We start from the raw sequence: 13,894 nt of genomic DNA on the forward strand, positions 1-13,894 counted from the left end.
GGAGGAGACATCATGAAACGACTGATCGGCATTGCCATGTCGCTGGCCGTGCTGGCCACCGCGGTATGGGCCTTCGCGCCGCGTCCGCTGCCGCCGTTCCCGGCCACCGCGCTGCGCCCGGACGGCCTGCAGGTCAACGGCATCGCCCGCGCCGGCGAGCGCCTGGTCGCCGTCGGCGAGCGCGGCAAGATCCTGTTCAGCGATGACCTGGGGCGCAACTGGCGCCCGGCTGCGGTGGACAAGCCGCAAGGCGCCACGCTGACGCAGGTCGCCTTTGCCGACAGCCGCCGGGGCATCGCGGTCGGGCACAGCGGCCAGATCCTGCGCACCGAAGACGGCGGCGCGCACTGGCAGCAGGTCGCGTTCGATCCGGAATCGTCGGATCCGCTGCTCGGAGCGCTGGCGCAGGCCAGCGGACCGTGGTTCGCGGTGGGTAGCTTCGGCCGTTTCCTGGTGTCGCGCGACCAGGGCCGGCACTGGGAAGAAGCCGGCGGCAAGGCCATGCAGGACCGCCACCTCAACGCCATCGCCAGCGACGGGCAGGGGCGGCTGATGCTGGTCGGCGAGGCCGGGCTGGTGCTGCGCTCGACCGACGGCGGCAGCCAGTGGGAGCCGGTCAAGACCCCTTATGAAGGCTCGCTCTACGGCGTGCTGCCGCTGCGCGACGGCGCCTGGCTGGCCTACGGCATGCGCGGCAACGCCCTGCGCAGCGAAGACTTCGGCACCACCTGGCGCGCGGCGGAGACCGGCCTCAGGACCTCGTTCTTCGGCGCCGCCGAGCTTGCCGATGGCCGTATAGTGCTGGCCGGGCAGGGCGGCGTGCTGGTGATGTCCGCCGACGGCGGGCGCCGCTTCGCGGTGCTGCCGGCGGGCAGCCCGCAGACCCTGGCCGCGCTGGCGGCCACCGGCAAGGACACGCTGGCGCTCGGCGGCAACGGCGGCCTGGCCGGCGCCACGCTTGCCGCCAATCACTGAATTCGACCGACCGGACGCGAACCATCATGACCCGCCCCCAATCCTCCGGCCGCCTGGGCCACTTCGTCGATGCCTGCGCCGGCGTGCTGATGCGCAGGCGTCGCCTGCTGCTGTTGCTGTGCCTGGCCGTGACCGTGGCGCTGGGCTTTTCCGCCACGCGCCTGCGGCTCGATCCCGGCTTCAACAAGATGATCCCGCTGCAGCACCCGTACATGCAGGTGTTCACCAAGTACGCCAGCACCTTCTCCGGTGCCAATACCGTGCTGGTGAGCCTGCGCTGGAAGGGCGACGGCGACATCTACAACGCCGCCTTCATGGACAAGCTGCGCCACGCCACCGATGAAGTGTTCTTCATCCCCGGCGTGGACCGCTCGCGCGTGTTCTCGCTGTTCACGCCCAACGTGCGCTACACCGAGGTCACCGAAGCCGGCTTCCGCGGCGACGTGGTAGTGCCGGGCCGCTTTTCCGGCGCGCCGGACGAGCTCGACAAGGTGCGGCGCAACGTGGCCCGTTCCGGCCAGATCGGCCGCCTGGTCAGCAATGACCTGAAGTCCGCGCTGATCCGCGCGGAACTGCGCGAGACCGATCCGGCCACCGGCAAGACCATCGACTACGGCTCGGTGGCACGCCAGCTCGAGAAGATCCGCGCGCAGTTCGGCGGCACCGATGTCGAAGTCAATATCGTCGGCTTCGCCAAGCTGGTGGGCGATGTCGAGGCAGGCATCGCCGGCGTGATGGGCTTCTTCGCGCTGGCCTTCGCCGTCACCGCGCTGCTGCTGTGGCTGTACACGCGCTCGCTGCGCATCACCGCGCTGGCGCTGGTGGTGGCGCTGCTGCCGGTGGGCTGGCTGCTGGGGCTGCTGCCGCTGCTTGGCTACGGCATCGACCCGATGTCGATCCTGGTGCCGTTCCTGATCTTCTCGATCGGGGTCTCGCATGCGGTGCAGATGACCAATGCGTGGAAGCAGGAGGTGGCGCAGGGGCATGGCCCGGCCGACAGCGCCAGCGCGGCGTTCCGCAAGCTGTTCATTCCCGGTACCGTGGCGCTGCTGACCAATGCGCTGGGTTTCATGGTGATCATGCGCATCGAGATCGATATCGTGCGCGAGCTCGGCATCACCGCCTGCCTGGGCGTGCTGCTGATGATCGTGACCAACAAGGTGTTCCTGCCGATCCTGCTGTCGTACACGCGGCTGGAGCCGTCGGCGCTGGCGCGCGCGTCGCGTGCAGCGCACGCCAGGGGCCAGGGAAGCCTGTGGCACAAGTTCGGCGCGCTGGCGCGCCCGGCGCCGGCGCTGGGCGTGTTCGTCGCGGCGCTGGCGCTGCTGGCCTTCGGCGCGATCGAGTCGCGCGACCTGAAGATCGGCGATGTCGGCACCGGCGCGCCGGAGCTGCGCGCGGATTCGCGCTATAACCGCGACAGCGCCAGCATCGTCAGCCAGTACAACATCGGTTCGGATGCGCTGACCGTGGTGGTCGAGCCCACCGGCTTCGACGACGGCTGCCTGCACTATCCGGTGATGAGCGCGGTGGAGCGCTTCGAGATGCATATGCGCGGCGTGTCCGGCGTGCAGTCGGTGGTGAGCGTGTCGTCGCTGGCCAAGGTGGTGATCGGCGCGTACAACGAGGGCAACCCGCGCTGGGAGGCACTGCCGCGCAACAGCGCCGGCCTGAGCCAGGGCGCCAAGGCCTTCGACCCGGACAACGGCATGAATACGCCGAACTGCCAGGCGATCCAGGTGCTGATCTACACCGCCAACCACGAAGGCGCGACCATCGCCCACATCATCCGCGAGATCCGCCGCTTCAATGCCAGCGACAAGACCCCGAACGTGGCCTTCCGCCTGGCCGGCGGCAATATCGGCGTGATGGCGGCGACCAACGAGGCGGTGGAAGAGGCCGAAGTGGCGATGCTGCTGGCGATCTTCGGCGCGATCACGCTGCTGTGCCTGCTGACGTTCCGCTCGTGGCGCGCGGTGCTGTGCATCATCGTACCGCTGACGCTGGTGTCGGTACTGTGCAATGCGCTGATGGCGCGCCTGGGCATCGGCCTGAAGGTGTCGACGCTGCCGGTGATCACGCTCGGCGTGGGCGTGGGCGTGGACTACGGCATCTACCTGTACGAGCGCATCCAGCACCAGATCCGCGAGGAAGGGCAGGCGCTGCCGCAGGCCTTTGCCGAGGCCATGCGCCAGCGCGGCTCGGCGGCGCTGTTCACCGCCCTGACGATGTGCATCGGCGTGGGCACGTGGGCCTTTGCCGCGCTCAAGTTCCAGGCCGACATGGGCATCCTGCTGGCGTTCATGTTCCTGGTGAACCTGTTCGGCGCGGTGTCGCTGCTGCCGGCGCTGGCGGCCTGGCTGGGCGTGGAGCAGGAAGAGCGCGCCCGCGCCCGCGGCGCTGCCGCGCGGCCGGCCGGGGCTGCCGCCGGGGCCGAGCCGAGCCCGGTGACGCACGGCCTGAAGTCCGACACGGCCTGAACCTCGCTGCCGGAGAGAACGCATGCCCGCGATCCAGACCTCCGCCGCGCCGGCCTTCACGCCGCTTCGCATCGGCCCGCTGACGCTGCGCAACCGCTTTATCAAGGCCGGCGCGAATGAAGGCATGACGCCGCAGGGCCTGCCGACCCGGGCGCTGGTCGAGCATCATCGCGACCTGGCCGCGGGCGGCGTGGGCATGACCACGGTGGCCTACGCGGCGGTCGCCGACGACGGGCTGACCTTCGCGCACCAGCTCAGCATGCGCGCCGAGCAGGTGCCGCACCTGCGCGTGCTGACCGACGCGGTCCATCGCGAAGGCGCGGCGGCCTGCCTGCAGATCACGCACGCGGGCTCGTTCACCACCATGCGCCACGGCGGCAGCCGGGCGCCGGGCAGTGCCTCGTCGGGCCTCAATGCCTTCGGCATGATGCACGGCGTGTATTTCCAGCGCGCCATGCGCGCGCCCGACATGGAGCGCGTGGCCGGCCAGTTTGCCGCGGCGGCGCGGCTGGCGCGCGACGCCGGCTTCGACGCGGTGGAAATCCACATGGGCCACGGCTACCTGCTCAACCAGTTCCTGTCGCCGCTGAGCAACCGGCGGCGCGATGCCTTCGGCGGCAGCGTGGAGAACCGGACCCGCTTTCCGGCCGCGGTGCTGCGCCGGGTCAAGGACGCGGTCGGCGCCGGGCTTGCGGTGTGCTGCAAGCTCAGCGTCAGCGACGGCGTGCCGGGCGGCAACCAGGCCGCCGACTCGGCGCTGACCGCGCGCCTGCTGGAAGCCGAGGGCGCCGACCTGCTGACGCTCAGCGGCGGGCGCAACGTGGAAAGCCCATGGGCGCTGTTCGGCAGCCCGATGCCGACCGCGCAGATGAAGGCCGCCGCGCCGACCGCGCTGGCGCGCCTGGGCATCGCCCTGCTGGAACGGCGCACGCCGCGCGACCTGGCCTTCCGCGAACTGTATTTCCTCGAAGCCTCGCGCGTGGTGCGCCAGGCGGTGCGGATGCCGCTGGCCTATATCGGCGGGGTCAAGTCGCTCGGCAACGTGGCGCAGCTGATGGGGGAGGGCTTCGACGCCGTGGCTTTGGCGCGTGCGCTGATCCATGACCCGGCGCTGGTCGCAGGCTGGCGCGCCGGCACGCTGCAGCGTTCGGCCTGTGACAGCTGCAACGGCTGCGTGGCGCGCATCTACGATCCCGCCGGCGTCAGCTGCGTGCACGGCCCGGGCAACGACCCGGCACTGACCCGCATGGTTGCGCTGCAGTAGTCCGATGGGACGATGAGGCCCGAGCCGGACGCCCCTATCTTGAAGGTCCCACGGGATTTCAAGGAGACAGACGCCATGAGCGTACAAGGCTACAAGATCGAATCGCGCCCGCCCGAGGCCCGCTACGCGCGCGGCTGGCATTGCCTGGGTCTGGCCGACAGCTACCGCGACGGCATGCCGCACACGCTGGACATCTTCGGCAGGCGCCTGGCGGCGTTTGCCGACTCGACCGGCGCGATTCGCGTGATCGACGGCCACTGTCCGCACATGGGCGCCGACCTCAGCACCGGCACCGTGCAGGGCGACAACCTGGTGTGCCCGTTCCACGGCTGGCAATGGGGCGGCGACGGTGCCTGCAAGTCCATCCCCTATTGCAAGCGGGTGCCGCCCAAGGCGCGCATCGGCGCCTGGGAGACCTGCGAGCAGAACCGCCTGCTGTTTATCTGGCACGATCCCGAAGGCCGGCCGGCGCCGCCGGAAGTGGCCATTCCGCGCATTGATGCCTGCTTCTCGGACGAGTGGTCCGACTGGGCCATGGACGAGATGGTGATCCGCACCAACTGCCGCGAGCTGGTCGACAACATCTCCGACATGGCGCACTTCGGCGTGGTCCATGGCGCGCCGGTGGACTACTTCGCCAACCTGTTCGAAGACCACAAGGCCACGCAGCTGATGATCGGGCGCAGCGCCCGGCTCTCCGGCGACTCGCAGCTGACGGCGCTGTCGACGTACTTCGGGCCGGCCTACCACATCACCGACATGAGCGGCCGCATGGGCGACCAGGAGATCCACTCGGTGCTGCTGAACTGCCACGTGCCGATCGACCTGAACAGCTTCGTGCTGCGCTACGGCGTGCTGGTGAAGAAGGTGCCCGGGCTGTCCGATGAACAAAACCGGGCCATGGCGCAAGCCTATGTGGACCAGGCCCGCGCCGCGTTCTACGAGGACGTGGCGATCTGGGACAGCAAGATCCGCATCGACAACCCGCTGCTGTGCGAAGGCGACGGGCCGATGTACCAGATGCGCGACTGGTACCAGCAGTTCTATACCGACGTGGAGCAGGTGCGCCCGTCCAGCGTGGCGCGGCGCGTGGTCGAGATGAACGTCGCCAACATCGAGGCGCCGGTGCTGCGCCACGTGTTCGAGGACTGACCATGAGAACCGTGGTCGTGACCGGCGCCGCGTCCGGCATGGGCGCGGCGGTGCGCCAGCGCATGCTGGCCGACGGCTGCCGCGTGATCGGCGTCGACCTGCGCGACGCGGACGTCCTGGCGGATCTGTCCACCGCGCAGGGCCGCGCCGCGGCGATCGCTGCCGTGCTGTCGCAGTCGGGCGGCCGCATCGACCAGCTGGTCTGCTGCGCCGGGCTGGGCCCGCATGTCGATCCCGCCACGCTGGTGGCGTCGGTCAACTACTTCGGCGTGGTGGCGTTGCTGGATGGCTTGTTCGATGCGTTGGGCCAGGGCGCCGAGCCGTGCGCCGTGGTGGTGTCTTCCAGCTCGGCGACGCTGCAGTCATGGGAGGGCAGTCCGCTGCGCGATGCCTACCTCGCCAATGACGAGGCCGGGGTGCTGGCCATGCTGGCCGCTGCCGCGCAGGCCGAAGCCACGCGCGAGCAGGCCGGATACATCGCCTACGCCAGCTCCAAGCATGCGGTGACGGCGGCGGCCCGGCAGCGTGCCGCCGCCTGGGGCCAGGCTGGCGTGCGCCTCAACGTGGTGGCCCCGGGCGCGGTGGAAACGCCGCTGCTGCAGGCGGGGCTGGCGGACCCGCGCTACGGCGATGCCATCCGCCAATTCCTGCCGCCGCTGGGGCGCCGTGCGCAGGCGCAGGAGGTGGCTGCGCTGATCGCTTTCCTGTGTGGGCCGCAGGCGGCTTACCTGCATGGCAGCGTGCTGTTCATCGACGGCGGGCTGGATGCCGCGCAGCGGCCGCTGAACTTCTGAAGTCGGCCATCGCGCAGGTGTACGATGCGCCGATGCTCCCTGGCTTCGGGTGAACGCCAATAGCGCCCGCGCCGGCGCGCATGGAACAATGCGGCCGGCGATTTTAGCCGGGCTACGAAAGGGATGGATCGATGGCGGCATCCGGGCATCTGGTGGAGCCTTCCATCTATGCATTGGCGGGTTTTACCGTTGCGCAGTTTGGCGAACTGCTGGATGGCATCTATCGCGGGCCGCTCGAGGCATCGCCATGGTCGGGCGCGCTGGAATCCCTGCGCGTGCTGCTCGGTGCCTGCGTCGCCACGCTGATCCTGCGCCCGCCCACGCTCGACCGTCCCGGCGCGATGTTCAACATGCCGCCGCGCGAAACCTTTGGGCGCACCGGCGTCACCTACAACAGCCACTACCATTCGCTGGACCCTTTCGTCGATATTCCGCCAGGCATGGTGACCACGGTGGACAGGTTCGTCGGCTCGGAGGCATGGTGCCGCAGCCCCATCTACCAGGAACTGCTCAAGGGCCTGGACATGCGCTATGTGCTCGGCGCGGATATTCAGACCGCGGACGGCGTGGTGTGCCGCTTCCGCCTGTGCCGGGGCCATGACGCGCACGACTTCTCGGAGCGGGATCTGGCCATCTGCCTGGCGCTGCTGCCGCATATCAAGCGCGCGGTAGACCTGTATTCCCGCATCGACGTGGCCGAATCCGAACGCAGCCTCTACGAACATGCGGTAGACCGCATGCTGATCGGCATGGTGGTGCTGGACGACCAGGGCATGGTGCTCAAGGCCAATACCGCGGCGCGCACGCTGCTGGGCGAGGACGACGGCATCCGCCTGCGCGGCGGCAGGTTCGAGCTGGCGGACACGCGCGACCGCAGCCGCTTCCGCGAACTGCTGCGGCGCTCGATCGATTCGATCGCGATGGACGACGGGGCTGCCGCGCCAATGGTAGAAGCGATGTCGCTGGCCAGGCCTTCTGGCACCGGCCGGCTCGAGGTGCTGATCCGCGCCATCCCCATGCGCGAGTGGTCGGACGAGAACAAGTGGTGCCCGGCCTGCGTGGTGGTGATCCGCGACCCCGCCTGCAGCGCACAGACCTCGGTCGAGGTATTGCGCCAGCTGTTCGACTTCACGCCGACCGAGGCCTCGCTGGCGCTGCTGATGGCCAACGGTTCGTCGCTGGAAGACGCGGCGCGCTCGCTGAAGGTCAAGAGCAACACCGTGCGCGCCCACCTGCGCGCCATTTTCCAGAAAGCGGGCGTCACGCGGCAGGCGGAGCTGGTGCGCACGCTGCTCAACAGCGTGCTGCCGCTCAGTTGAGCCGGACAGCCATCGCACCGCGGCGCCACCCATATTTGGAGTAGGCCGTGGTTACCTGGCCAGACGATGCCGGCACCCGGCAGGGCCGGGACACTGACGTGCATGGCAGGCGCATCGTGCCGCCTGCCAGAACACAGGGAGCACGTCAATGAATGCCAACCGGTGGCGGCATGTCCGCACCGCTGTCCTTGCCGCCGCGCTAGGCGCGGCCTGCCTGCAGGCACACGCCCAGCCGGCGCCGCTCGCGCCCGTGGGCATCGATGCGCGGCTGACGCCGGCACAGATCGAAGCGCTGACGCGGCAGGCCTACTTCTGGGGCCTGCAGCAGACCGGCTTCTACGAGCTGCGCTACGTCTTCACGCAGGCGCAGCAGATGCCGGCCTACCGCGGCATCAACCGCCTGGCGCAGAACCGCCAGCTCTTCACCGCGAGGGAGCGCTTTGCCACCACCCCGAACGCCTCGACGCTGTACTCGGGCGGCTTCTTCGACTTGTCGCAACAGCCGGTGGTGGTCACCTCGCCCAAGGTCGACGATGGCCGCTACTGGAGCATCCAGGCGCTGGACCAGTACGCCGACTGGTTTTTCATGGTGGGCAGCCAGTTCACCGGCAACGCGGCGCAGCGCTACCTGATCGTCGGGCCGGACTGGAAGGGCACCCTGCCTGTGGGATTCCGCGGCACGGAGGTGGTGCGGGCGCCTTCCAACGCGTTCTCGATCACGCTGCGCGTGGCGGTCACCACGCGCGACCATGCCGACTTCGCGGCCGCGCACCGGCTGATGGACGGCGTCAGCGTCGAGCCGCTGGAGCGCTGGCAGCGCAACGGCGGCAAGCCGGTGCCGCTGGCCGAGGTGCCCAGGCAGCCGGCCAACTACCGCACCTTTGCGCGCATGGCGCAGATCCCGGATGTGGCCAATTCGATGACGGCGACCGACTACCTGCAACTGGCCAGCCTGGTGATCAATGACGACACCCTGACCCAGCGCAGGGACTCGGTGACCGAGCGCGACACGCTGCGCGCGCTGGCGCCGCTGGGCCTGCGCAAGGGCGTGCAGTTCGATCCGCAGCGGCTCACGCCCGCGCAGCGCCGCGCCGTGCACCAGGGCTTCGACGCCGCGCGCGCCGAGGCACGCGCGGCATTCAGCGCCGCACAGGTCGATATGAGCGGCTGGAAGCTGCAGAGCAGCCTGTTCTACGACCGCAACGACTACAAGGTCAGGGCCGGCGCCGCGGACATCGCCTGGGGCAGCCCTGTGCCATACCAGTCGCATACGATCGCTTACGCCATGACGGACGCGCATGGCAAGCCGCTGGACAGCGCCCGGCGCTACACCATGACGCTGGACCTGAAGAATCTGCCGCCGGTCACCGAGTTCTGGGAGCTGCCGGTCTACGACGACAGCGGCTATTTCGTCGATAACCCGATCGATCGCTACAGCGTGACTAGCTACCAGGTCGCGGCCGGCCAGTTCGCGGTGAAGGACGGCAAGCTCACACTGTATTTCCAGCGCGACAAGCCGTCCGACGCGGCGCACGCGCGCAACTGGATGCCGCTGCCCGCCAACGGGCCATTCCGGCTGGCGGCACGTTTCTATGGGCCGACCGCACCGCTGGTCGACGGCACTTACGCCATGCCGCAGCTGGTGCGGCAGGACTGAGGAGATGGCAATGAGATGGCAAATATCAGCGCCGTGGGCGGCAGCCATGCTTGCCGGTGCGAGCGGCCTTGCCCAGGCAGCCGGCGCCACCGCGGCCATGCCGGATAGCGCATTGGCCTTCGCGGCCTCCCACTATCCCGAGGGCGACACGGCAATACGGCTTTATGACGAGCTCGATTACCAGCGCGCTGTGCAGGCTTATATCTGGGGACAGCCGCTGGTCGGGCTCGGTGCCATGGCCGAGGGCGCGCGCCGGATCGGGGTCCGGCCGATGGAGCTGTTTGTGTTCGATCAGCTGGAACAGGTCAACCAGCGGCTGCAGACGGGCAACGACGACGTGGTCTATTCGTTCAGCTACTTCAACCTGCGCGACAGCGGCCCGCTAGTGGTGGAGATTCCGGCCGGCAACCAGTACGGCGTGATGCTGGATGCGTGGCAGCGGCCCATCGAGGATGTCGGCCGGATCGGGCCGGACGCCGGCAATGGCGGCCGCTACCTGCTGGTGCCGCCCGGCTATCGCGGTGAATTGCCGGCACACGGGTATCTGGTGCGCCGGTCGCCGACCCACCACGGCATGCTGTTCCTGCGTGCGGTGCGCAGGCCCGGCGAACCCGTCGAAGCTGCGGTGGCGCGGCTCGCAAAGGCGAATCTCTACCCCTACGCGGCACACGCCGCGCCACCGCCGCTGCGCATGCGGCGCATGGGCCTGGATGACTATGACGGCCTCACGCCCCATGGCCTGGACTTCTTCCGGCTGCTGGCGCAGCGTGTGGCGGAGGAGCCGGGCGAGGAGCGCGACCGCGTGATGCTCGGCATGCTGGCCACGCTGGGCATCGAGCCAGGCAAGCCGTTCGCGCCGGACGCGCGGCTGTCCGCCATCCTGGAGCGCGCCGCACGCACCGGACGCCTGATGGTCGCGAACCTGGAATTCAATCCGCGCACGCCGCGCGGCCGGATGTTCAAGGACACGCAGTGGCGAGCGGCGACGGGCATGTCGCACTACACCCAGGAACTGGGCACGCGCACGCAGATCGACGAACGCGCGGCACTGTTCCGGTTCGGCTTCGGCATGCACAAGTTCCTTGCCCCGGGCTACAAGCCGCTGGTAGGGAAAGGTGCGGTTTATGCGACCACTTATCGCGATGCCGGCGGAAGTTTCCTGAACGGTTCCGCCACCTATCGCCTGCACGTGCCGGCCAATGTGCCCGTCCAGGACTATTGGTCGGTATCGGCCTACGACGCAGACACCTTCAGCTTCGTGCAGGCCGACCAGCGCCGTCCGTCGCTGTCTTCGCTCAAAGACCTGAAGCGGAACGCCGATGGTTCCGTCGACCTGTATTTCGGCCCCAGGGCTCCCGCGGGCATGGCCTCGAACTGGATCCAGACCGTGGCGGGGCGCGGCTTCTTCTTGCTCTACCGCCTGTACGCGCCTACCGAGGCGTTGTACGGGGGCAAATGGCAGCTGGGCGACGTCACGCCGGCAGAGCCCTAGCGGCATCCCGGCCGGCGCTGATCCGCCCGGACCGGATAGTCCGCGCGGACGATGCCCGCGGCGCGGCGTCATGGAAACAATGCGGGGCGCCAGGGACATGCCGCCGCGCCGGCCCACCGATATCGCAGGACGCCCATGCAATTGACCCGCAAGCTCATCGTCACATGCCTGGCGCTAGCCGCCATGCCGGCATCCACGCAGCAGGGCCCGGCCGTTGCCGGCGCTGCAGACCGGCCGGCCTACCAGGTCAAGGCACCGGCGGGCGCCCCCAACGTGGTGATCGTGCTGCTCGACGATGTCGGCTTCGGGGCGGCCTCTACCTTCGGCGGGCCGGTGCAGACGCCGGTGCTGGAGTCGCTGGCGCGCGAGGGGCTGCGCTACAACAACTTCCATACCACGGCGATCTGCTCGCCCACGCGCTCGGCCCTGCTGACCGGCCGCAATGCGCACGCGACCGGAATCGGTTCGGTGGCGAACGTCGCGGACGAGCGCCCGGGATACAGCAGTTTCCACACCAAGGACACCGCCAGCATCGCCGAGGTGCTGCGCCAGAACGGCTACAACACGGCGGCGTTCGGCAAATGGCACCAGACGCCGGACTGGGAGCTGTCGCCAAGCGGCCCGTTCGACCGCTGGCCGACCGGGGAAGGGTTCGAGCGCTTCTATGGGTTCCATGGCGGCGAGACGGACCAGTACGAGCCCTCCCTCTATGACGGCACGACGCCGGTGATGCGGCCGCCGGGGCGCGGCTACCACCTGACCGCGGACCTCGCCGACAAGGCGATCGACTGGCTGCGCGTGCAGCGCGCGGTCACGCCGGACAAGCCGGTGTTCCTGTACTTTGCCCCGGGGGCCGCCCATGCGCCGCTGCAGGCACCGAAGGCCTGGATCGAGGCGTACCGCGGCAAGTTCGACCAGGGCTGGGACAAGCTGCGCGAAGAGATCTTCGCCCGGCAGAAGGCACTGGGCGTGATCCCGTCCAATACGCAGCTGACCGCGCGCATGCCGGACCTGCCGGCATGGGACACGCTGACGGCGGAGCAGAAGCGGGTCGCGTCGCGGCTGATGGAAGTCTATGCCGGCTTCCTGGCGCACGCCGACGCACAGGTCGGCAGGCTGATCGAGGCGCTGAAGGCGAACGGGCAGTTCGACAATACGATGTTCTTCTACATCGTCGGCGACAACGGTGCCAGCGCCGAAGGCGGCCTGCTGGGCAGCGCGAGCTATTTCGCGCCGGTGCAGGGACTGCCGGAAAGCGATGCCACGCGGCTGGCGCAGCTCGATGCGCTGGGCGGGCCCGGCACCTATCCGCACTATCCGGCCGGCTGGGCGTGGGCGCTGGACACGCCGTTCAAATGGACCAAGGCGGTGGCGTCTCACCTGGGCGGCACGCGCAATCCGATGGTGGTGACGTGGCCGAAGCACGCCACGCCGCGCGGCGAGCTGCGCAGCCAGTTCGGCCACGTCAACGACATCGTTCCCACCATCCTGGAAGCCGCGCAGATCCCGTCGCCCGCCGTGGTCAACGGCGTCGCGCAGAAGCCAATCGATGGCGTGAGCCTGCTCTACAGCTTCGCCGATGGCAGCGCGGCCACGCGCCATACCACGCAATACTTCGAGGTATTCGGCCATCGCGCGCTTTACCAGGACGGCTGGATGGCGTCGGCCTTCCATAGCCGGCGTCCGTGGACCGTGATCGATTATGGCCAGAAGAAGTTCGAGGACGACGCCTGGGAACTCTATGACCTGAACAGCGATTTCTCGCAGGCCCATGACCTGGCACAACGCGAGCCGGCGCGGCTGGCGCGGATGCAGGCATTGTTCCTGCAAGAGGCGCAGCGCAATCAGGTGCTGCCGCTGCGCAATATGTCGCCGGCCCAGGCCGCGGCACTGCCGTCATTGTCCGCGGGCCGCACCAGCATGACCTTCAGGCACGGCGCTGTCGGCGTGCCCGAGTCGGCATTGCCCAAGACCTATAACCGCTCCTGGAGCGTGTCGGCCATCGTCGATACCGACGAGCGGGCGCGGGGCGTGATCGCCACGCTGGGCGGCCACAGCGCGGGATGGTCGCTCTACCTGGATGGCGCTGGCGTTCCGGTGTTCAGCTACCGCCTGTTCAACCTGAAGACCGTGACGCTGCGCGGACCGGCGCCGCTGACGGCCGGGCGCCATGAGCTGCGCTTCGATTTCGACTATGACGGCGGCGGCTACGGCAAGGGCGCCGCGGTGCGGTTGCTGGTGGATGGCAAAGCGGTTGGCCGGGATCGCTTGCCGGCGAGCCCGCCGGGCTTCTACACCATCGATGAGACCTTCGATGTCGGCATCGATCACGGCTCGGCGGCGGGGGAATATCCTGCCGAGGCGATGCCTGGTTATGCTTTTACCGGCGGGCGTATTGATAGGGTTCTGCTTGATTTGCGGTGAGGCTTGCGGGTAGGCGGTTCTGGAACGGTTTCTTGCGGGGGGCTTCAGCACTGCGGTCGGTTGTCATGCTTGACTGGCGTGGCTGTTTCGCCGGCGCAGCCGGCGAGTCACTTTTTGGCCGAGCGCCAAAAAGTAACCAAAAAACGCGTCGCCTGAGCGGCTGGCTAAGGCGGCGTTGGTGATTCCCGCGGTGGTGACTCACGGTCAGGCGGTCGGTGGTTCCACCCTGCTGACGCTACCTGGATGTGCCTGGCGTTCGGGGTCGGATGGACGAACCCGACTTTAGGTCGGTGGCAGCCTGCTAACGACGTTATTGGTGGGACGCCTACGGCTGCGC

Annotated in this window: 9 protein-coding genes; all 9 read left to right on the forward strand. The window is 68.8% G+C overall.

The features are described from left to right. Positions 1-12 precede the first annotated feature (12 nt). Positions 13-975: a WD40/YVTN/BNR-like repeat-containing protein gene (locus tag FHX60_RS19670; protein WP_112774865.1), complete on the forward strand. Its 963-nt coding sequence runs from the start codon at positions 13-15 to the stop codon at positions 973-975. A gap of 26 nt (positions 976-1,001) precedes the next feature. Beyond that, entirely contained in the window at positions 1,002-3,455 is a 2,454-nt protein-coding gene (locus FHX60_RS19675; RefSeq protein ID WP_183284305.1) for an efflux RND transporter permease subunit, read from the forward strand. Between the two features lie 22 nt (positions 3,456-3,477). Continuing rightward, positions 3,478-4,719: an NADH:flavin oxidoreductase gene (locus FHX60_RS19680; protein ID WP_183284306.1), complete on the forward strand. Its 1,242-nt coding sequence runs from the start codon at positions 3,478-3,480 to the stop codon at positions 4,717-4,719. 75 nt (positions 4,720-4,794) lie between these two features. After that, positions 4,795-5,871 carry a 3-ketosteroid-9-alpha-monooxygenase, oxygenase component gene (locus FHX60_RS19685; protein WP_183284307.1) on the forward strand — a complete coding sequence of 359 codons (1,077 nt, stop codon included), beginning with the start codon at positions 4,795-4,797 and terminating at the stop codon, positions 5,869-5,871. A 2-nt stretch (positions 5,872-5,873) separates the two neighbouring features. After that, positions 5,874-6,665 (forward strand): SDR family oxidoreductase, encoded by a 792-nt coding sequence (locus tag FHX60_RS19690; RefSeq protein WP_183284308.1) that lies wholly within the window; start codon positions 5,874-5,876, stop codon positions 6,663-6,665. Between the two features lie 131 nt (positions 6,666-6,796). Further along, complete coding sequence (locus tag FHX60_RS19695) at positions 6,797-7,984, forward strand: helix-turn-helix transcriptional regulator (protein WP_183284309.1); 1,188 nt, start codon at positions 6,797-6,799, stop codon at positions 7,982-7,984. Positions 7,985-8,132: 148 nt separating this feature from the next. Continuing rightward, a complete protein-coding gene (locus FHX60_RS19700; protein ID WP_183284310.1) occupies positions 8,133-9,641 on the forward strand; it encodes a DUF1254 domain-containing protein in 1,509 nt (502 codons plus the stop codon). Positions 9,642-9,651: 10 nt separating this feature from the next. Next, a complete protein-coding gene (locus FHX60_RS19705; RefSeq protein WP_183284311.1) occupies positions 9,652-11,133 on the forward strand; it encodes a DUF1254 domain-containing protein in 1,482 nt (493 codons plus the stop codon). A 135-nt stretch (positions 11,134-11,268) separates the two neighbouring features. Beyond that, a complete protein-coding gene (locus FHX60_RS19710; RefSeq protein WP_183284312.1) occupies positions 11,269-13,557 on the forward strand; it encodes an arylsulfatase in 2,289 nt (762 codons plus the stop codon). Positions 13,558-13,894 lie beyond the last annotated feature (337 nt).

The organism is Cupriavidus alkaliphilus (assembly GCF_014191175.1).
In the GTDB taxonomy this organism is placed as follows: Bacteria; Pseudomonadota; Gammaproteobacteria; order Burkholderiales; family Burkholderiaceae; genus Cupriavidus; species Cupriavidus alkaliphilus.